Genomic DNA, 20,631 nt, shown 5'->3' with positions numbered 1-20,631 from the left:
AGGACATCATGCCTCGAGAGCGCGCTCGATCGCGGCTGCGGCCCGATAGCCAGAGTCGACCGCACCCGAAAGCGACTGGGCGAGCCCCGTGTGCTCGCCGGCGATCGCGACCCTGCCGGCGGCGAGCTCGAACGCGCCGGCATCAGCAGCCTCCCAGTCGAGACCGGGCGCGGTGTAGGAACCACGCGTCCACGGATCGTCGGCCCAGGTTGTGAGCAGCACCTCACCGTCGATCTCAAGCTCCGGGCGCATCTTCTTAAGCGCTGCAACCCAACCATCCGCGCCCTCCGTCACACCCAGCGCATCAAGTGCGAATGGGCCGCCCGCGAACGACGACAGCGCCGAGATGCGGTGCTCACCATCGATCGACAGCGAACGCCACGACCACCAGGTGTGCTCGGGATGCTGCAGGGCGATGTCTTCGTCAACGCGCGAGAAGGGCACGCCGAGCTTCGCAGCGACACCCATGAAGCGATGGTCGAGTGCGCGCTGCTGCCCCTCAGGCAGTGCGAACCCCAGATCGAGCTCCCGCAAAATCGGCAACGGCACTGCCAGCACCGCAGCGTCTGCGTCGAAGCGCGTGCCATCGACGAGCGTCACCTGCACCGCGGACTCGGACTGATCGAGCGCCGCGATCGGATGTTCCAACCGCACACGGTCGCCGAGACGCCGCGCAAGCTCCAACGAGAGCGCCTGATTGCCGCCGACAAAGCGGCCACCATCCTCGATGTATCCGCCGACCGTCGACGACTCGTGCAGCAGCACCGCCTCAGCGCTGACACGCTCAGGGTCGGCCGCCGCCGAGGTTGTGGTGCGCCGGTAGACAGGGTCGAGCCGGTAGCCGGAGCCCAGCGCCTCCGCGAAGGCGCGCTCCAACGACACCCCGCGCTCGCCGTCGGCGATCATCCGGGCGAGCGTGTCGCGCACCAGCGCCGTCGTCTCGCCGAGCTCGGCGAAGGAAATGACGCGCCCGTTCACGGTGCGGCGTCCGTAGCGCACGTTGTGCGACATGATCGGCACGCCCACTTCGGCCGCGAGCCGGCGGATCGGAAACTCCGTGGGGAAGACGTACTCGCCCCCGCGCTCAGTCACCTCGCCGTTGCCGAGGCGCTGCGACCAGGTGCGGCCTCCCACGCGATTGCGCGCTTCGAGCACGGTGCACCGATGGCCTGCCTTTTCCAGCTCCCACGCGGCGGTGAGGCCGGCAAGACCGGCTCCGATGACGACGATGTCCATTGCGTTCCTCCTTGAACGATGAGCGGTGCCCGAACACCCATGCTAAGGACCGAAACCGGGCATCGAGCGCTCCGCGGGCATACTCGGGGCCGAATCCTTATGTTCGTACTACTGCTGAGGGGCCCGCCATACGAATCTATGAAAGATGCCTCGCAGCGGTAACGAAGGGGTAACGGGGCGGGGGTGGGCCCGAATGCGGCGGCTAGGTTCGGGAAGCGGCAGGGGGGACCACCCACCCGGTCGCAAGCGCCAGCCGGAGCCGCACCAGCAGCCCCGAGTGGCGCGACCATCACGATGAAGTGAGGAAGTTCATGGCACATCTCAGAGACACGAAGACTCGGCGCGGCGTGACACTCGTCGCCGGTTCGGCGGCGCTCGCGCTCGCGCTCGTCGGTTGCAGCGGCGGAGGCGGTAGCGAAGAGCCCGCGCCCGAGCGCGACCTCGGCACCCCGGTGGCGGGCCAGATCAAGGAAGGTTCCCTCGACGGGGTCACGCTCACCTTTGCAGGATCGGGCGGCGTCTTTCAGGACGGCCAGACCGAGGCGCTGTGGAACCCCTTCGCCGAGGCCTCCGGTGCGAAGTTCAACCAGGACGCCTTCGACGCGGGCAAGCTCAAGGCCATGGTCGACAGCGGCAACGTCAGCTGGGACATCGTCAACACCACCCAGTTCGACACGGCGCGCGGCTGCGGCACCCTCTACGAGAAGTACGACTACTCGCAGATCGACACCTCGAAGATCCCCGAGGGCACCATCACCGACGAGTGCATGGTGCCGCAGATCCTCTACGGTCTCGTGGTCGTCTACAACACCGACAAGTTCGGCGACAACCCGCCCACCAGTGCGGCCGACTTCTTCGACACCAAGAAGTTCCCCGGCAAGCGCACCGTGAGCCAGTCCACCTACGTCGACCCGCAGACCGTCGAGTTCGCGCTCACCGCGCAGGGCAAAGACGTGAAGAACCTGAAGCCCGAAGATATCGAGGGTGCGTTCGACATGTACCGCAACCTCGGTGACGACGTGATCGGCTGGACCACCGGTGCCCAGGCGCAGCAGCAGCTCGAAGCCGGTGAAGCCGTGATGGGTCTCGTGTGGTCGGGCCGCGGCTACGGTGCGGCCAATGCCGGCGCACCGGTCGCCCCGATGTGGGACCAGTGGATGATCATGGTCGACTCGAACGGCATCCCGAAGGGCGTGAAGGACAAGCAGGCCGCCTTCGCTGCCGTGAACTACTCGATCGGCGCCGAACAGCAGGCGAAGATGACCGAGCTCACCTCCTACGGTGGGGTGAACGTCGACGCGAAGCCGCAGATGGACGAACTGCTCAGCCAGTGGATGACCACCGAGCACCTCGATACGGGCATCGCCCCGAACGTCGACTTCTGGGTGAAGAACTACGACGCACTCTCGGCCGCCTGGGCCGGATGGGCGACAGGAAACTAGCCCATGAGTGATGGCACTGTCACCGAGGCCATTGCGGTCTCTGGTGCGGATGCCGGACGGCGGAAGCGGGGGCCGAGAAATTGGCGCCCGCTTCTGCTGCTCGTCCCGGCATTCGTGATCGTCACCCTGTTCTTCCTGGCTCCCCTGATCGACGTCTTCATCCGCTCGATCACTGATCCCCAGCCGGGAGTGCAGAACTACGTCTGGCTGGTCAGCACTCCGGCAAACCTCAACGTGGTGCTGCGCACCTTCGGCACCGCGATCCTGGTGACCATCGTGTGCCTGCTGCTCGCGTACCCGTACGCCTACCTGATGACCATCGTCTCGGATCGCACCCGCAACCTCATGCAGCTGTTCATCATGATGCCGCTGTGGACCTCGATTCTCGTGCGTACCCTCGCCTGGATGGTGCTGCTGCAAGACACCGGCCCCATCAATGGGCTGATCGCCGCATGGTTCGGGATCGGGCCGATTCCGCTGATCCGCACCACCTTCGGTGTCGCCCTCGGCATGTCGCAGGTGCTGCTGCCGTTCATGGTGCTCCCGCTCTACTCGTCGATGGCGAAAATCGACAAGCGGCTGCTGCCGGCGGCATCGAACCTGGGGGCGAACCCCGTCACGGCGTTCTTCACGGTATACCTGCCGCTGTCGAAGCCGGGCATCTTCTCCGGCGGGGTCACCGTATTCATCCTCGGCCTCGGCTTCTACATCATCCCCGCACTGCTGGGATCCTCGAAGGAGATCATGATCTCGGCGCTCATTCAGCAGCAGATCAGCGTGTTCCTGATGTGGGGCCAGGGCACCGCACTCGGCATCTTCCTGCTCGTGTGCACGATCCTGATCCTCGTGGTCGTGTCGCGGCTCAACCGCGGCGGCAGCCTCTTCCCGGGGGTGAACCGCTGATGGTCTCGAAGCGCATCCTCGGCGTCTTCTCGGCGCTGATCGTGGTCTGGCTGATCGTGCCCACCCTCGTCATCATCCCGATGTCGTTCAACGAGGCGTCCTCGTTCAACTTCCCGCCCAAGGGGTTCTCGACCCGCTGGTACGAGAACTTCTTCACCGACCCGTCGTGGCTGCAGGCGCTCGGCTCGTCGCTGCAGGTCGCGATCCTCACCATGATCGTGGCGACCGCGGTCGGCGTGCTCGCCGCGCTCGGGCTCTCGAAGGTGCGGTTCCGGGGCAAGGGGCTCATGGAGGGGTACTTCCTGCTGCCGCTCATCGTGCCCGGCATCGTGCTCGCGGTGGGGCTGTACTCGCTGTTCCTGCGCCTGGACCTGCTCGGTACTCTGCCCGGTTTCGTGCTGGCGCACACGATCGTGTCGATGCCGCTCGTCATCACCAACGTGATGGCGTCGCTGCAGGGCCTCGACCCTCGACTGGAGCAGGCCTCAGCTTCGCTCGGCGCAGGCAGGGTGCGCACCTTCTTCAGCATCACCCTGCCGCTCATCGCGCCGGGTGTGACGGCGGGCGCGCTGTTCGCGTTCGTCACCTCCTTCGACGAGGTGATCCTGTCTCTGTTCATCCAGTCCCCCTCCCTGCAGACGCTGCCCGTGAAGATCTTCAACAGCGTCACCCAGACCAATGACCCCACGGTGGCCGCCGTGGCGGTGATCACGATGCTCACCTCGGTGATCGTGATGCTCATCGCCCAGTTCGCCACGCGGAAGAGAAAGCGACCGGTAGCGTGAACGCTATGACCCACAACGAGATCCCCGTGCCCGAAGGGCACGAGCAGGAGTTGCGCGCCGAAGGGCTCAACACTTCGGCGATCCACCAGATCGGCGAGGCCGGTATCAGCCTGAGCCAGGTGACGAAGCGCTACGGCGACAGCACCGTGGTCGACGAGATCGACCTCGTGATCGAGCCAGGCGAGTTCATGACCTTCCTCGGCCCGTCGGGATCCGGCAAGACGACCACGCTGAACATGATCGCGGGCTTCACTTCGGTCACCGAGGGGCACCTGCACATCTACGGCAAGCCCGTCGCGAAACTGCCCCCGCACAAGCGCGACATCGGCATGGTGTTCCAGAACTACGCGCTGTTCCCGCACAAGACCGTGGCTGAGAACATCGCCTACCCCCTGCAGCGCCGAAAGATCGGCAAGGAGCAGCAGAAGCAGATGGTCGCCGACGCACTCGCGATGGTGCGCATGGGCGACTATGGCGATCGCTACCCCTCGGAGCTGTCGGGCGGTCAGCAGCAGCGCGTCGCACTCGCGCGCGCCCTCGTCTACGAGCCGCGCGTGCTGCTCATGGACGAGCCGCTGGGCGCGCTCGACAAGAAGCTGCGCGAGTGGCTGCAGGGCGAGATCAAGCGGATCCACCGAGAGGTGGGCTCCACCTTCGTCTACGTCACCCACGACCAGGAGGAGGCGCTATCGATGTCTGACCGCATCGCCGTCTTCAACAACGGTCGCATCGAACAGGTCGGCACCTCGGAAGATCTCTACGAAGCACCGCAGACCCTGTTCGTGGGGCGCTTCCTCGGGGAATCCACGGTGCTGCTCGGCAAGGGCGTGCGTGACGGGGATCGCCGCACCGCGATCGAAGTGGCCGGTCACCGGGTGGTGGCGGACGGCCACTCGGCGCACGAGGATCTCGCGATCCTGATCCGCCCAGAAAACCTGCGGCTCGAAACCGCAGGCACCCCCGCGGGTGCGCACGAGAACTCCATTCCGGTGACCATCACCGATGTCACCTACCTGGGAGCCTCGCGGCGCTACTCGGTGCGGCTGCCCGACGGCACTGAGGGGGCGGTGCGGCTCGGCCAGGACGCCCGCATCCACAACCGTGGTGACGAGGTCGCCATGATGTGGAGCATCGCCTCGGGTGTGCTGCTGGTGAACACCGGCGAAGCTGGAGAGTCGACCACCTGAAGTAGTCGCAGACGTCGAAAGGCGGATTTCGCACGCGAACCGAGAGGTTCAGCTGCGAAATCCGCCTTTCGGCGTTTATGGGAGTGGGGGAGGGGAGACCCAGGGGAGGCTCCAGGGGGCACCCGCCCAGGAGGCCCTAGGCCTCCATGTCGATGTTCTTGGTCTCGGGGGCCAGGATCAGCGCGATCAGGGTGAGCACCGCGGCGCCGGTCAGGTAGACCCCCACGAAGACGGGGCTGCCGTCGGCGAGGCCCCACAGCCACACCGCGATGATCGGCGCGAGGGCCGCGCCGAGGATCGACGACACGTTGTAGGCCACTGCCGAACCCGTGTAGCGCACATTGGTGGGGAACATCTCGGGCAGGAACGCGCCCATCGGCCCAAAGGTGAGGCCCATGAGGGTGAAGCCGAGCGCCAGGAAGAACATCACCGCAGCGGTGCCGCCACCGAGCAGCGGCACGAAGGTGAACCCGAAGAGCGCGATCACCGCGGTGACGCAGATTAGCGTGCGACGGCGGCCGAAACGGTCGGCGAGTGGGCCGGAGACCAGCGTGAAGATACCGAAGAAGACCACGCCGAACACGAGCATCAGAATGAACTCGTTGTAGCTGTAGCCGAGGCCGGGTACGTAGGCGGCCGGATCGAAGGGAGTGCCGGCAGCTTCGGCAGCGGTCTGCGCGGCGGCAAGGCCGGGGCGGGTGCCAAAGGTGAGGGTGTATGAGGTCATCAGGTAGAAGAGCACGTAGGTGGCGAGCATCGCGAAGGTGCCGAGGACGAGCGCCTTCCAGTGATCCTTGAACGCCACGGCGAGCGGCATGCGCGTCACCTTGCCGCCCTGCTTGGCGTTCTCGAAGGCGCTCGACTCGACGAGCTTCAGACGCACCCAGAGGCCGACGATCACCATGACGGCAGAGAACAGGAATGGCACGCGCCAACCCCAGTCGAGGAATGCCGCGGAGGCGACGCCGGGGTGCTCGGGGTCGGCCAGGGCGTTGTTGATCACGAAGAACAGCATGTTCGCGATGATGAAGCCGAGCGGTGCGCCGAGCTGCGGGAAGGTGCCGTACCAGGCGCGCTTGCCCGCGGGGGCGTTCTCGGTGGCCACGAGCGCGGCACCCGACCACTCGCCGCCGATCGCGAAGCCCTGCGCGAGGCGCAGCACGAGCAGCAGCACCGCCGCCCAGACGCCGATGTTCTCGTGGGTGGGCAGCAGTCCGATGAGGAACGTCGCGATGCCCATAGTGAGCAGCGATGCCACCAGCGTGGTCTTGCGGCCGAGGCGGTCGCCGAGGTGCCCGAAGAACACGGCGCCGATGGGGCGGGCGAGCATTGCCGCGCCGAACGTCGCGAAGGAGGCGATCAGGGCGGTGGTGTCGTTGCCCGTGGGGAAGAAGAGCACGGGGAACACGAGCACGGCCGCGGTGGCGTAGACGTAGAAGTCGTAGAACTCGATCGTCGTGCCGATAAGGCTCGCGAGGATCACGCGCGACGGCGCGTTGCGGGGCGCGTCGCCCCGGCTGACGGAAGTGGCGGAGATGGCGGACAAGATTGGAGCAGCTTTCGATCGCGGTGATGCGCCGGCCACGCAACGTCGCTGTAGTGTCGATGGCTCAGCGCCATTGACTGTGCAGCTCCCTCGTGAGGAACCGCACACCAGTGTACGCCCGCAGCTCCGCGTGCGAGGGAGCTGCGGGCGTGAGCCGCTGGGTGCCGCTACTGTCCCACCACCATGATTTCGTGCGGCAGCTTTGACAGGAGGCGCGTGGCATCCTCTTCGATGACGAAGGAGTCGAGGAGGCCGATACCGCACATGCTTTCGAAGTTCGCGACCATCCCGGCTTCGAAGACGCGGTCGTCGTTTTCGCCGTCGACGACGGTGAACTTCCATTCGCCCACCCAGTCCGGCGGGAATGCGATACCCATCTCGTAGCCGCCGATCCACACGCTCGTGTTGAGTTCGAAGACGCCGGCGTCGCGGTAGTAGTTGTAGAGCTCGGCGTTGACGTCGCCGATGCGCACGCCGGGGCGAGCTCGTTCGGTCAGGATATCGAAGGCGCCGGCGAGCATGTCGAGAAGTTGCACGGCACCCTTGGGGGGCTCCTTGAAGGTGTAGAGCTGGGAGCGGTTCGAGTGGTAGCGCTTGTAGACGCCGCAGGGGTCAACGTCGAGGAAGTCGTCTTCGGTGATGATGCGGTGGCCTGAGATCTCGTGGTAGACCCCGAGAGCGGCGAGGCCGACGAAGGCGACCTGGTGCAGGCCTGCGGGTTCTCCGCCTGCGGCTGACAGGCCGCGGATGAGTTCGCCGTGCGCTTCGAGTTCGGTCATGCCTGGGCGCAGCACGCTGGCGAGGTGGAGCAGTCCTGCGTCGCAGATCTCGGCCGCCTTCTTGACGGCGACGATTTCGGCTGGTGATTTGATCATGCGCACGCGGCGGGCGGTGAGCGTCGCGTCGACGACGCGGGCACCGGCGTCGAGGAGGGCGCCCTCCATCATGCGTGAGACGGCGGGGTTGGGGATTGCGGAGAAGAGTTCGACGCCGACGCGCGATCCCGCGACCCAGCCTTCACGGGTGATCTCGGAGACGATGAAACGCAGCATGCCGTTGCGTTCGTAGCGGGGGAGGAGCCTCACGTCGCGGGCGACGGAGGTTCTGCGGATCATCTCGGTGTGCTCGACGCCTTCGAAGAGGATGTACCCGGCATCGACGCGCACGACGGTGCAGGTGAGGGGGCGCCAGTCGCGGGGGCCGTTCGCCTTGTACCAGCGCAGTGCGAGGCCGTGCAGCCAGTTCTGCGCCTCCGGTGACGACAGGATGAGGGTGTCGACCCCGTCTTCGGCCATGGCGCGTTGGAGGCGCTGGAGGCGTGCGGCGTACTCGTCTTCCGGGAAGGCGACGTGTGGCTCGGTGCCTGAAATTCGCTGCTGCTGGTCGGCGAGGAATTGGGTAATCGTTGAATCGAGCATGCTCACCTCTGAGTGTCTCTGGGTCGAATCGGCGACGCCGGACAGGGCTCGACGTCGAGTGATTGTGATAATAACATATTATTCCAATGTGGGTGCGGCTGCTTCGGAGTAGGCGCTGCGGGGCTCAGTGGCGGATCCGCAAGCTTCGTCTGCTCTGCGCCAGGGTGCGTCAGGCGACTGATTCGTGGATGAGCGCGGCGGCTACGAGTTCTGGCGTGAGGGCCGGGGGGAGGTCGGTTTCGGCCTCGTTGGCGAGTGCGGCGATGTGGCGCGCGGCCTCTTCTGCGGTGATGCCGAGCTGGGTTGTGGTCCACTCGTTCAGGATCTGCAGCATGAACTCGGGGGTGAACACCGCAGGTTCGGCGAGGGTGCGGATTGAGAGGCCGTCCATCAGCGCGAGCATGCCTGCAGTCAGGTGGGCTGGATCGGCGCCTTTCGGAAGCCGGCCGGCCTCTGCGAGCCGACGCAGTGCGGCCTCCAGGGGTCGCGCCCAGAGCTGGTACACCTGGGTCGCGACCTCCCGCAGTTGATCCGATCGCCCGGAGGCTGCCCAGAGCTCGCTCCAAAAGCCCCAACGCTCGGGAAAGCCGACGGTGCCGAGCACGTGCAGGCGGTGCATGGCGAAGATGTAGCGCACGGGATCGCTGTCGGAGCCGGTGCGCTTCGCGCTCTCGTGGGAGACCACGCGCATCATGGCTGCGAAGGTGGCGTCGACGAGCTTCTCGCGGGTGTCGAAGTAGTGCTGGATGAGGCCGAGACTCACGCCGGATTCGCGGGCGATATCTTTCAGCTTGGCCGCGACGACGCCGTCGCGGGCGATCACGCGGATGGCGCCGGTGAGGATCTCGGCGCGACGGCGCGTCGCGAGATCTGGTTCCCCCGCTGGGGCGGTGTGCTCGAGTGCGATAGTCACGGGGGTCCCTTCTGGCGGAGTGCGGGCCACCCCGCTCCGATCGGTGTCTTCACCCTAGTGGAAACCAAGAGGGTCTTGCATCAATGTAATAATGCGTTATTATGATAGTCCAATCACGCTGACGAAGGAGTCACGAAGATGAGAAAGTCACCCCTGGTGCTGGTGTCCGTCGCGGCGGCCGCCGCGCTGTCGCTCGCTGCCTGCTCGTCGGGTGCGGCACCCGACGCCGCCGAGGGCGGCGGGTCGCTGGTGTTCGCAAGCTACGGCAGCGCCTATCAAGACGCGCAAAACGAGGCCTTCCTCGATCCCTGGGCCGCAGAATCCGGCGTGACCGTGCAGAACGACGGTCCGACCTCCTACCCGAAGATCCAGCAGATGGTCGAGTCCGGCAACACCATCTGGGATGTCGCCGACACCGAGCCGTACTTCCCCGTGGCAAACTGCGGCACCCTCGTCGAGAAGATCGACTTCAGCAACATCGACACCTCGAACTTCCCCGAGGGCACCTGGTCGGACTGCTCGATCCCGATCGCTCAATACTCGACGATGATGATCGTCAACACGAAGACCTTCGACGGGGCCGACGCTCCCTCGACTCCGGCCGACTTCTTCGACCTCGAAAAGTTCCCCGGCACCCGCATGGTGCCGGGCTGGGCCGGCGCCGGAGCGCTTGAGTTCGCGCTTCTCGCCGACGGAGTCGCACCCGACAAGCTGTATCCACTCGATACGAAGCGGGCCTACGCCAAGCTCGACACAATCCGCGACTCGCTGACCTTCTGGAACACGAGCTCCGAGTCGCAGCAGTCGATGGAGGACGGCTCGGCCGACCTCTGGCTCGCATGGTCGGGGCGCGGCTACGAGGCCGAACGCAACGGCGCCGAGATCGCACCGGTGTGGCAGGACAACCTGCTCGCCTGGGCCAGCCTCTCGATCATCAAGGGCACTAAGAACCCGGATGCTGCGCAGAGCTTTATCGAGTACGCCGCCCAGGCCGAGCCCCAGGCCCGCTTCGCAGAACTGCAGCCGTACGCGCCCGCAGACCTCTCGGCGAGGCCCGAGCTCGACGAGCTGCAGCAGAAGTGGAACGTTGCCTCGCCCGAAGTGCAGCAGCAGTCGATCGTGACGAATGTGCAGTGGTGGGCCGACAACTCCGCTGAGGCCGAGGCCGAATGGACAGCCTGGTCCACTAGCTAACCGGGAAGCCGCTGCGCCGCTGATCGGCGGCGCAGCGGCCCCGGCCGGCGCAGGCCGGATTCCGCTCACCCGACCCTGGAGGTTTCATGCGCGCCTCGCGCCTCTTCAGCGGCGTCGCCGTCGTACCGGCGCTCGCCATCGTGCTGATCTTCTTCCTGTTGCCGATCGCCGTGATCATCGTGCGCTCGTTCACCGACCCCGAACCTGGGCTCGGGCAGTACACGGCGGCCCTCGCCGACCCCACGACGCTCCGGGTGCTCGGTCGCACCTTCGCGACCGCTGTCATCACGGTGATCGTGTGCATTCTGCTGGGCTACCCCTTCGCCTACCTGCTCACCCTGGTGGGGCCGACCGCGCGCACACTGCTTATGGTGCTCGTGCTCGTGCTCGTGCCGTTCTGGACCTCCCTCATGGCTCGCACCTTCGCGTGGATCTCGCTGCTGCAGCGCGACGGCCCGGTATCGGCGATCCTCGGCTTCTTCGGTGCTGAGAACACGACCCTGCGCGGCACGCTCGCGGGCGTGGTGCTCGCCATCGTGCAGATCCTGCTGCCCTACATGATCCTCACCCTGTACACCGCGCTCGCGGCGATCGACAGGCGGCAGCTGGCCGCGGCGCAGAGTCTCGGCGCAAATCGCTACCGCGCGTTCTGGCAGGTCTACTTGCCGCAGTCGTTACCCGGCCTCTTCGCCGCCAGCTCGCTGGTGTTCATCCTCGCGCTCGGCTTCTACATCACGCCCCAGCTGATCGGCAGCCCGAAGGAGGCCATGATCGCTCAGGTGATCGGTCAGCGCGTCGAGAAAATCGTCGACTTCGCAGGGGCCGGTGCGCTTTCCGGCATCCTGCTGATCGCCACGGTCGGCCTGTTCTGCGTGGTGATCCTCGCGGTGGCTCCGCTGCGGCGAGGCGTTTCGCAGATGATCTCCGGAGGTGACGCCCGATGAACGAACCGACCCGCATCCGTCTGCCGCTGCGCATCTGGGCCGCGGTCGCGGCGCTGCTGCTCGTGGCGCCAACGCTCGTCGTAATCCCGCTGTCGTTCTCCGACAAGCGCAGTTTCGCCTTCCCCATCGAGGGCTGGTCGCTGCAGTGGTACGAGAAGTTCTTCACCGATCAGCGCTGGCTTTCCTCGCTCGGCACGAGCCTGTGGATCGCGCTCGTCGTCGCGGTCATCGCGACAGCGCTCGGCACGCTCGCGGCGCTCGGTCTGCGTGGGCTGCGGGCGCGGCTCGCGGCGACCGCCCAGATCACGATGATGCTGCCGATTCTGGTGCCCGGTATCGTCGCGGCAATCGCGATCTTCGGTATGTACCTGCGCTGGGGGCTCAGCGGTTCGCCGCTCGGCCTCGTGCTGGCGCACCTCGCGCTCGCTTTGCCCTTCGTGCTGATTCCGGTCGGCACCGCGCTGCGCGGTCTCGATGAGACGCTGGTGCGGGCTGCGGCCGTGCTGGGGGCCGGGCCTGTCGCGCGCTTTGTGCAGGTGCAACTGCCGATTCTGCTGCCCGGCATCGTCACCGGCTTCATCTTCGCCTTCGTCACGAGCCTCGACGAGGTTGTCGTGGCGTACTTCCTGCAGTCGCCGACGGTGCGCACGCTGCCGGTGCAGATGTACAGCTCGGTGACCGTCGAAACCGATCCGAGCATCGCTGCGGCCTCCACGTTGCTGCTCGTGCTCTCCACTCTCATCATCCTCATCCCCCGCCTCGTGCAGGTCGTTCGTGAACGACGTGCCGCGAAACAACTAGGAGACGTCGCATGACTGTCACTGCCACTGCCGGCGCGGAGCTTCGGCTCAGCGGCCTCGTCAAGCGCTACGGAGGCGCAGCCGCCGTGCAGCATGTCGATCTCGATGTAGCCTCTGGCGAGTTTCTGACGCTGCTCGGCCCGAGCGGGTCTGGAAAGACGACGACGCTCTCGATGGTTGCCGGTTTTACCACCCCGAGCGAGGGCAGCGTCGTCTGCGACGGCGCTGAGATCACCTCGGTGCCGCCGCACAAGCGCGGCCTCGGCATGGTGTTTCAGAACTACTCGCTGTTTCCGCACCTCACGGTGCGCGAGAACGTGGAGTTTCCGTTGCGGCAGCGCGGTGTGCCCAAGGCCGAGCGCACGGCGCGAGCGCTCGCCGCGCTCGAACTCGTAGAGCTGCACACGCGGGCCCAGGCGAAGCCGGGGCAGCTGAGCGGCGGCCAGCAGCAGCGTGTCGCGCTCGCCCGCGCCCTCGTCTTCGAACCCCGTCTGCTGCTCATGGATGAGCCGTTCGGTGCGCTCGACCGCGCTCTGCGCGAGCGCCTGCAGCTCGAGCTGCGCCGCCTGCACCGCGAACTCGGGATCACCGTGGTGTTCGTGACCCACGACCAGGAGGAGGTGCTGACGCTTTCCGACAGGATCGCCGTGTTCAACGAGGGGCGGATCGAGCAGGTTGGCACGCCGGAGGAGCTGTACGAGCACCCCGCGACGCTCTTCGTGGCGCGCTTCATCGGAGAGTCGAACGCTGTCGCCGGCGAGACGATCGGTGGCGAGTTCGTAGGAGCGGCGGGTGTCAGGCTCACCGCGCACGGTGTCGCAGATGGTCCAGCCGTGGCGATCGTCAGGCCCGAGCGGGTGCGGGTGCTCCCGGCGGGGCCCCGACGGCCGAGTGCGAACTGACGGGCGTTGTCACCGATCTCACCTATCTCGGGTCGCAGAGTCGCCTGGAGATCACCACCGGCGCCGGCACGCTGATCGTGCGCGCAGGCGTCGAATCGCCGACGCCGGCTGTGGGGGCCGAGGTGCGCCTGGGCTGGTCGGCGGAGCGAACCACAGTCTTTCCCACACGCAACGAAGCAACAGAAACGAGGAACCCATGGACCGCAACCCTCGCCCAGTCCACGTCAAGCTCGCAGAGCTGAGCCCAATCGATGCGGTATCCGCGCCAACGAAGGTGCGGATCAAGCGGATTATCACCCGGGCTGAGCATCAGAGCGAGCTCACTCAGGGCGTCTGCTGGATGGATCCGGGAGAGCAGACGAACCGGTGGTCGAGCCGAGAGCGCTTCGACCCCGCCGAGGCCGACCACTGGTACGGCCCGGTCGACGAGACGTACTACGTGATTCGCGGGCATTTGCGCCTCACCTGGGACGAGGGCGTCTTCGAACTCGGCCCAGACGACACCGTCTACCTCGCCCCCGGCTGGACGTACCACCTGGAGAACGTGGGAGACGAGCCGGCCTTCTTCGTCTACAACATGACGCCGGCGCAGGAGTGAACATGGAAACGACGACATCTGAGGGGGCGCTCGCATGACGCGGCAGCGGCCCCTGGCACTGCACTTCGACGCGCGGGTGCTCGACCACGACACCGGTAGCGCGCTGCACGAGACGACCCCCAGCCCCTGGTTCTCGGTGAACGAGCCGCACACCGAGGGTCGGCTGCGCATCGAACGGATGCACGATCTGCTCAGCCGCGGGCCCGCAGCCGACGCGATCCGGTTCGCGCCGGGCAGGCTCGCCTCCGAGGAGGAGCTGGCGCGCGTGCACGATGCCGAGTACATCGCCGAGGTGCGGCGAGCGACTGAGCGAGGTGGCGGATGGGTGACGGGTACCACCCGCCTGGGCGCTGATTCTTATGTGCCGCTGCTCGCCGCGGCTGGCACCGCGCTCGCCGCAGCCGAGACCGTGCTCTCAGGGGCGGCGCCCTTCGCCTACGCCCTGACCCGCCCGCCGGGGCACCACGCGCAACGGGCCCAGGCAGACGGGTATTGCTTCTTCAATGGGGTCGCGCTCGCGGCCGATGCTGCCCGTCAGGCTGGTGCGGATCGGGTGCTCGTGATCGACTGGGATGTGCACCACGGCAATGGCACGCAGGACATCTTCTATGAGCGTGACGATGTGCTGACGGTGAGTCTGCACATGGATCACGGCGCTTGGGGAGCGAGCCATCCGCAGACCGGCCGTCTTGAGGAGCGCGGGGCGGGACCGGGCGCTGGTTTCAACCAGAACGTGCCGCTGCCGCTCGGGGCGGGAAACGCCGGGTACCTGCGCGCGTTCGACGAGGTGATCGCGCCGCTCGCTGAGCGCTTCCAGCCGGACATGATCGTTTGCGCGAGCGGCCAGGACGCGAGTGCGTATGATCCGAACGGCCGCCACAACGTGTCGATGCCCGGCTTCTACGGGATCGGCGCGAGGGTGCGCGAGCTTGCCGAGCGCCACACCGACGGTCGCGCGATCCTCGTGCAGGAGGGCGGCTACAACCCCTCGTATGCGCCGTACTGCCTGCTCGCCACGGTGGAGGGCCTGCTGGGGCTCGACGCGACACCCGATCCGCTCGCCTACGTGCCCGATCAGACCCTCGGCCTCGACGACCTCTTCGCCGAGATCCGAGATCTGTCGGCTTTGCCTGGCGGGCCTGGGGCGGCGGCATGGCCGCGACGGTTTCGGCGCACGCGGCTGTGGTGGGTGACTGCCGCTTGCGCCGAAGCCGAGGCGGATGTACGTTGTGAGAAGAATACTGAACACACTGTTCAGTGCTCATGCGGCTCCGGCCGCGGCATCAAGGAGGAGCCAATGGGCGCGGCACCGCGCGACACCCCGGGGAATGACGCTCTCGGCCGTCGTGTCGCATCGTTCCGCCAGCTGCGCGGTATGAGCCTGCGCACCCTCGCCGCCGCAGCTGGCGTCAGCTCCAGCTTCCTTAGCCAGCTCGAGAACGGGCATACCAACGCAAGCGTCGCCTCGCTGCGCAAAGTCGCCGCAGCGCTCGGCGTCGCCCCGGCCCAGCTGCTTGACGACTCCGCAGCCCACACCCGCGGCGTGCTGCGCGCCGCCGATCGGCCCACCCTGCCCCTCGCCGGAGCACAAAAGCACGTGGTCGCCCTGCCCCCGCTGGGCAACCTTGAAATCTACGCCGGCCGCTTCCCACCCGGCGGTTCCACAGGGGCAGAGGCCTACACCCACGGCAACTCGCAGGAGTTCATCGTGGTCACCGAGGGGCGAGTGGTGCTCGAACTCGACGGCACCCGCTACGAACTCGACACCGACGACTCCATCGAGTTTCTGAGCTCGGTGCCGCACCGGGTCGTCAACGAATCAGACACCCCGGCCGCGATCCTCTGGATCAACAGCCCACCCACTCCCGACGAGGCACCCCACTCGTCCACACCCGACGACACTCGCACCACCCAACAACGAAGGAACCTCGCATGATCAACGGCAACGTGTCCCACTGGTGGCAGCAGATCGGCGCGCCCAAACCGCGCCCCGAGCTGCCAGGGAACCTCACCGCCGACGTCGCCATCGTGGGGGCCGGCTACACCGGCCTCTGGACCGCGTACTACCTGAAGCAGGCCCGCCCCGAGCTTCGCGTGGTGATCCTCGAACAGCGCCACGTCGGCTACGGCGCCTCCGGCCGCAACGGTGGTTGGTTGACCGCAGCGATCACGGGCGGCCGGGGCCAGTACGAGGCGACGCACGGCCGCGACGCCGCAGAGCGCTTCCAGCGCGCGATGAACGAGACCGTCGAGGAAGTCATCAGGGTCGCTGCCGCTGAAGGCATCGACGCCGACATCAAGAAGGGCGGCGAGTTCAACGTCGCCTACACCCCGGCCCAGGAGGCGCGCATCCGCGCCTTCGCTGCCGCTGAACAGGCATGGCAGTACACCGACCTCGAACTCCTCGAAGCCGACGCGGCGAAGGCGAAGATCAACGTCACCGGCACCCGCGCTGCGGTGTGGCACCCCCACGCGGCGCGCATCCAGCCCGCCAAGCTCGCCGCAGGCCTCGCCGACACCGTCGAACGCCTCGGCGTGGAAATCTACGAGCGCACCCGCGTCGTGGAGATCGCACCGCATCGGGTGACCACCACCCACGGCACAGTGTCGGCCGAGTACGTCGTGCGCGCCACCGAGGGATTCACCGCCAACCTCAAGGGCCTGCACCGGCTGTGGCTGCCCATGAACTCATCGCTCATCGCCACCGAGCCGCTCGCGCCCGAGGTGTGGGACGAACTGCACTGGAACCAGGGCGAAGTGCTCGGCGACTTCGCGCATGTCTACATGTACGCGCAGCGCACCGCCGACGACCGCATCGCGATCGGCGGGCGCGGCGTGCCCTACAAGTTCGGGTCGAAAACTGACACCGACGGTCAGACCCCGCCCGTCACCGTCGACACGCTGAGCGAGATCCTGCACCGCTTCTTCCCCGCCACGAAGGGTGCCGCCATCGACCACGTCTGGTCAGGCGTGCTCGGCGTGCCCCGCGACTGGGCCGCGACCGTCGGCCTCGACCGCCAGACCGGCATCGCCTGGGGCGGTGGCTACGTCGGCACCGGAGTCACCTCCACCAACCTGGCCGGCCGCACCATCACCGACCTCATCCTCGGCAACGACACCGAGATCGCAGGCCTGCCCTGGGTCAACCACCGCGTGCGCAAATGGGAGCCCGAGCCGCTGCGCTGGATCGCCACCAAGGGGCTCTACGCCGCCTACGGCATCGCAGATAAGTCCGAACTCGCAGGCCGCCCCACCACCTCGCCCATCGCCCACATCGCCGATGTGGTCACCGGACGCCACTGATCCGCCGCCGTCGCGAGCGACAGCCGAGAAAGGACACCGATGAACGACATCATCACCACCCACGCGGCCCACAACACCGCCGCAGCCGAGCTTGGCGCGCACGCCGCCAAGCCGACCGCGCTCACCGAAGGCCTCACCGAAGCCGCAGTGTCGACCTGGTCGAACGGCCGCATCGACACCGGCCTGTGGGAGTGCACCCCAGGCGACTTCACCGCCGAACGCAACGGCTACACCGAGATCTGCACCATTCTCTCGGGGCGCGTCACCCTCGAAGTCGAAGGCCAGCAGCCCGAAGAGTTCGGCCCCGGCGACGTGATGGTGATGCCCTCCGGGTGGAAGGGCGTGTGGCGTGTGCACGAGCCGCTGCGCAAGCACTACACCACCATCGACGACTAAACGGCACCCAAGGAGCCCCATGCACACCGCCACCACCGGAGGAGACCTCGCCGTCATCGGGGCGCACTTGCGCACCAACACCGACCGCGACACCACCGCCGATCCCGCCCTCACCGCGATCCTCATCCGTGACGGTCGCATCGTCGCCCTCGGCGACGACGCCACGATCCGCGCCGCCGCCGAAGAACACCACATCGAGGTGCGCGACCTCGCCGGAGCCACCGTCACTCCGGGCCTCTTCGACGGACACACCCACCCCCACTGGGCTGCGGAAGTCACCGCCGGTATCGACCTCGGCGGCCTCGGCACCATCGAGGAGCTGCGCGCCGCCATCGCCGCGGAGCATGCCCGCCTGCCCGAGGGCGCCTGGTTGCGGGGCTGGAACCTCGAATACGAACCCTTCGAGCACGCCGCCCACGACACCGGTGGCCCCGGCGGCCTGCGCGGCGAGCTGATCGAAGACGCCGCCCCCGGCCGCCCCGTCGCGCTCATCTGCTACGACCTGCACACCGCCCTCGGCACGGCCCCCGCGCTCGCCGCCGCCGGCATCACCGGGGCCCGCGACTTCGACGACGCGAGCGAGATCGTGGTCGACGCCGACGGCACCCCCACCGGGGAACTGCGCGAGCCCACCGCGTACAGTCTGCTCTTCGCGGCCGCACCGCAGACCTCGCCTGAGGCCGAGCGCGACGCCCTGCGCGACATGTTCCGCCGTCTGGCAGCCACCGGTCTCACCGGCGGCGCCATCATGGACGGCAAGGAGCGCACCGTCGAACTGCTGGGCGAACTCGAAGCGCGGGGCGAACTCGACCACCGCGTCACTGTGCACCACTGGCACGCCGTCGGCGACACCGACGACGATGTGGCGCGCGTCATCGCGGTGAAGGATCGCCGCGGCCGACTCTGGCAGACGGGCGCCATCAAGCTGTTCAGCGACGGTGTGATCGACACCGGCACCGCCTGGTTGCACGCCCCCGACAGCTGCGGTGACGGCCGCTCGGCGTTCTGGCCCTCCTGGGATCGTTTCGCCGAGGTGGTGCGCGCCTACCACGACGCCGGCATGCTCATCGCGACGCACGCGGTGGGCGACTACGCCGTCAGTCGGGTGCTCGACGTGTATGCGTCGCTGCCCCCGCGCGAGGGCCTCCCGTTCCACTCCATCGAGCACCTCGAAGTGCTCTCCGACGCCGACGTCGAACAACTGCGCAGCTGCGCGGCGGGCGGTGAGGCAGGCACTGTGGCGCGGGTCACGGCGTCGATGCAGCCGCTGCACATGCAGTGGCGTGCAGCGGATCACAGCGACGGTTGGGCGGCCAGGCTCGGCGAGGGGCGCAACGAGACCGGCTACCGGGTGCGCGATGTGATCGACGCGGGTGTCACCTTGGTGCTGGGGTCGGATTGGCCGGTTGCGCAGTACGACCCCCGCATCGGCATGGCGTGGGCGCGCGGGCGACACACGCCGGGTGACGCTTCCGCGCACGTGTTCGAGCCGTCGCAGCGGCTGAGCGGCGAAGAGGCGCTGCTGGCCTACACGCTGTGGCCGGCGCGCGCCCGCGGGCATGCGGATCGCGGTGTGCTCGCCGAGGGTGCGGTGGCAGACCTCACCGTATGGGGTGCCGACCCGGTCGCGGTCTCGCCCGATGAGCTGCCGGAGGTGCCGATCCGTCTCACCGTGGTCGACGGCCGGGTCGTCTTCGAGGGGTAATGGCCCGGGAGCGCTCGCACCTCGCGTTTCAGCGCGGTGCGAGCGCTTCGGTGACTCGGCGGGCTTCTCGCAGCCCGCTTTCGATGGCGCCGTCGATGAAGCCGCCCCAGAGGTTCGCGTTGTCGGTGGTGGCGAAGTGCACGGCACCGGCGGGCTGCTGTAGCTCGGCGAGGTCGCGGGTGAGCTGGCCGGGGCGGTGGGTCATCCAGGTGGTGCGGGCGAGGGGGTCGGTCATCCAGTCGTGCGCGGTGGCTTCGACGACGGTGACGCCCGGGCGGCAGGCGTCGACGGTGGCCTGGATGCCTGCGAGGTCGTCGAGGTCGATGCGGGTGTGGTCGGGGCCGAAGCCGACGAGGATCGTGGAGTCGCCGCGCTCGTCACTGCAGTAGAACTCTGCTTTCAGCACGGAAATGGGGTCGTGCTGGCTGGCGTAGGCGAAGAACCGGGGTAGGTGCCCTGCGGCCCGGATCCACACTTTGGTGCCCTGCGAGGCGACCGTTTCGGCATGCTGTCGCTGCCAGGCTGCGGGGAGGGGCGGATCGAAGCTGATGCCGGAGATCGCGTTGACGGGCAGGGTGCTGATGACGCGGCGGGCGCGGATCCGCTCGCCGTCGGCGGTCTCGACGATGACGTGCGTGCCCGTGTTGTCGCCGTTCTCATGTTGGGTCACCGACACGACGGCGGTGTTCAGGCGGATCTCGCCTGGCACGTCGGCGGCGATGCGATCCGTGAAACCTCGCATGCCGTCGACCACCCGGAAGGTGGCCGAAGCTTCGTGCATCAGCTGCCAGTGGCCGCCGGTGGCGGCCACCCAGCGCAGCGCACTTGACAGGCCTACCTGATCGAGCGGGGCATTGACGTGCCCCACCCACACCGACTCGTTCGCGGCACGCGCCTCTGGGTTGAGGTCGAGGGTGTCGAAGCGATCCTGCAGGCTCAGTGCGTCGAGCTGCGTGATGCGACCCGTAGTGGGCTCGGTGCCGCGCGGCATCGCCTCGCGCACATCGTCGACCACCAGCTGCTGGCCTTCGTCGATGAGCGCCATGAACTCGGCGAGATCGCCCTTTCGGGGAGTGCCGTCGGCGCCGCGCCAGTAGGCCTCCTCAGCGGCTGGGCTGCGTACGATCTCGCGACCGTATCGGGTGGCCTCGGCCCAGACGTGCGGCTGCACCCAGTGAATCCAGTTCGCGCCCAGTTCGAGGTCATGGCCGAGGCGGTGGTCGGTCCAGGTGCGACCGCCGATTCTGTCGCGCGCTTCGAGGGTCACCACCTCGAAGCCTGCTCGGCCGAGCTCTCGCGAGGCCACGAGCCCCGCGAACCCGGCGCCGATGACCACGACGTCGACCGACTGCATATGTT

At 67.4% G+C, this 20,631-nt stretch carries 19 protein-coding genes; 14 read left to right on the top strand and 5 right to left on the bottom strand.

Annotated elements, in window-relative coordinates; genetic code table 11:
• Positions 1 to 6: 6 nt before the first annotated feature.
• Complete coding sequence (locus tag WFL22_RS06460; protein WP_336991971.1) at positions 7 to 1,236, bottom strand: flavin monoamine oxidase family protein; 1,230 nt, start codon at positions 1,234 to 1,236, stop codon at positions 7 to 9.
• A 311-nt stretch (positions 1,237 to 1,547) separates the two neighbouring features.
• On the opposite strand from WFL22_RS06460, the gene WFL22_RS06455 reads away from it, so the two are divergent.
• The 4 genes from WFL22_RS06455 to WFL22_RS06440 are packed head-to-tail and all read left to right on the top strand — an operon-like array spanning position 1,548 to position 5,553.
• Entirely contained in the window at positions 1,548 to 2,678 is a 1,131-nt protein-coding gene (locus tag WFL22_RS06455) for an extracellular solute-binding protein (RefSeq protein WP_336652631.1), read from the top strand.
• A gap of 3 nt (positions 2,679 to 2,681) precedes the next feature.
• Positions 2,682 to 3,581, top strand: a complete 900-nt coding sequence (locus WFL22_RS06450; protein ID WP_336991970.1) for an ABC transporter permease — start codon at positions 2,682 to 2,684, stop codon at positions 3,579 to 3,581.
• Positions 3,581 to 4,366: an ABC transporter permease gene (locus tag WFL22_RS06445; RefSeq protein WP_336652633.1), complete on the top strand. Its 786-nt coding sequence runs from the start codon at positions 3,581 to 3,583 to the stop codon at positions 4,364 to 4,366. The genes WFL22_RS06450 and WFL22_RS06445 overlap by 1 nt, the downstream gene beginning before the upstream one ends.
• Before the next feature lie 5 nt (positions 4,367 to 4,371).
• Complete coding sequence (locus WFL22_RS06440) at positions 4,372 to 5,553, top strand: ABC transporter ATP-binding protein (RefSeq protein WP_336652634.1); 1,182 nt, start codon at positions 4,372 to 4,374, stop codon at positions 5,551 to 5,553.
• A gap of 136 nt (positions 5,554 to 5,689) precedes the next feature.
• Here WFL22_RS06440 and WFL22_RS06435 read toward each other — a convergent pair whose 3' ends face one another.
• The 3 genes from WFL22_RS06435 to WFL22_RS06425 form a co-directional block, all read right to left on the bottom strand.
• The gene (locus WFL22_RS06435; RefSeq protein WP_442918962.1) at positions 5,690 to 7,099 is read right to left on the bottom strand and encodes an MFS transporter; all 1,410 of its coding nucleotides are present in this window, start codon (positions 7,097 to 7,099) and stop codon (positions 5,690 to 5,692) included.
• A 167-nt stretch (positions 7,100 to 7,266) separates the two neighbouring features.
• Positions 7,267 to 8,517 carry a Xaa-Pro peptidase family protein gene (locus WFL22_RS06430; protein ID WP_336991969.1) on the bottom strand — a complete coding sequence of 417 codons (1,251 nt, stop codon included), beginning with the start codon at positions 8,515 to 8,517 and terminating at the stop codon, positions 7,267 to 7,269.
• Positions 8,518 to 8,686: 169 nt separating this feature from the next.
• Positions 8,687 to 9,430 (bottom strand): TetR/AcrR family transcriptional regulator, encoded by a 744-nt coding sequence (locus tag WFL22_RS06425; protein WP_336991968.1) that lies wholly within the window; start codon positions 9,428 to 9,430, stop codon positions 8,687 to 8,689.
• Between the two features lie 138 nt (positions 9,431 to 9,568).
• On the opposite strand from WFL22_RS06425, the gene WFL22_RS06420 reads away from it, so the two are divergent.
• From WFL22_RS06420 to WFL22_RS06380, 10 genes are all read left to right on the top strand, one after another.
• Positions 9,569 to 10,624, top strand: a complete 1,056-nt coding sequence (locus tag WFL22_RS06420) for an ABC transporter substrate-binding protein (RefSeq protein ID WP_336991967.1) — start codon at positions 9,569 to 9,571, stop codon at positions 10,622 to 10,624.
• 86 nt (positions 10,625 to 10,710) lie between these two features.
• Positions 10,711 to 11,568, top strand: coding sequence for an ABC transporter permease (locus WFL22_RS06415; protein WP_336991965.1), 858 nt, complete (start codon positions 10,711 to 10,713; stop codon positions 11,566 to 11,568).
• Entirely contained in the window at positions 11,565 to 12,383 is an 819-nt protein-coding gene (locus tag WFL22_RS06410) for an ABC transporter permease (protein ID WP_336991963.1), read from the top strand. The genes WFL22_RS06415 and WFL22_RS06410 overlap by 4 nt, the downstream gene beginning before the upstream one ends.
• Complete coding sequence (locus tag WFL22_RS06405; RefSeq protein WP_336991962.1) at positions 12,380 to 13,270, top strand: ABC transporter ATP-binding protein; 891 nt, start codon at positions 12,380 to 12,382, stop codon at positions 13,268 to 13,270. Before WFL22_RS06410 ends, WFL22_RS06405 begins: the two co-directional genes overlap by 4 nt.
• A complete protein-coding gene (locus WFL22_RS12425; protein ID WP_442918968.1) occupies positions 13,267 to 13,512 on the top strand; it encodes a TOBE domain-containing protein in 246 nt (81 codons plus the stop codon). The genes WFL22_RS06405 and WFL22_RS12425 overlap by 4 nt, the downstream gene beginning before the upstream one ends.
• Positions 13,467 to 13,868, top strand: a complete 402-nt coding sequence (locus WFL22_RS06400; protein WP_336991961.1) for a cupin domain-containing protein — start codon at positions 13,467 to 13,469, stop codon at positions 13,866 to 13,868. The genes WFL22_RS12425 and WFL22_RS06400 overlap by 46 nt, the downstream gene beginning before the upstream one ends.
• A 34-nt stretch (positions 13,869 to 13,902) precedes the next feature.
• The gene (locus WFL22_RS06395) at positions 13,903 to 15,804 is read left to right on the top strand and encodes a cupin domain-containing protein (RefSeq protein WP_336991960.1); all 1,902 of its coding nucleotides are present in this window, start codon (positions 13,903 to 13,905) and stop codon (positions 15,802 to 15,804) included.
• Positions 15,801 to 17,171: an NAD(P)/FAD-dependent oxidoreductase gene (locus WFL22_RS06390; protein WP_336652644.1), complete on the top strand. Its 1,371-nt coding sequence runs from the start codon at positions 15,801 to 15,803 to the stop codon at positions 17,169 to 17,171. Before WFL22_RS06395 ends, WFL22_RS06390 begins: the two co-directional genes overlap by 4 nt.
• 39 nt (positions 17,172 to 17,210) lie before the next feature.
• Entirely contained in the window at positions 17,211 to 17,567 is a 357-nt protein-coding gene (locus WFL22_RS06385) for a cupin domain-containing protein (RefSeq protein WP_336652645.1), read from the top strand.
• 19 nt (positions 17,568 to 17,586) lie between these two features.
• Entirely contained in the window at positions 17,587 to 19,272 is a 1,686-nt protein-coding gene (locus WFL22_RS06380) for an amidohydrolase (RefSeq protein WP_336991957.1), read from the top strand.
• Positions 19,273 to 19,300: 28 nt separating this feature from the next.
• On the opposite strand, the gene WFL22_RS06375 is transcribed toward WFL22_RS06380, so the two are convergent.
• Positions 19,301 to 20,626: a flavin monoamine oxidase family protein gene (locus tag WFL22_RS06375; protein WP_336991956.1), complete on the bottom strand. Its 1,326-nt coding sequence runs from the start codon at positions 20,624 to 20,626 to the stop codon at positions 19,301 to 19,303.
• Positions 20,627 to 20,631 lie beyond the last annotated feature (5 nt).

This window comes from Leucobacter sp. VD1 (assembly GCF_037150695.1).
Taxonomy (GTDB): Bacteria; Actinomycetota; Actinomycetes; order Actinomycetales; family Microbacteriaceae; genus Leucobacter.
Note: the sequence above shows the minus strand (reverse complement) of the source record. Positions and strands in the feature narration are given on the sequence as shown.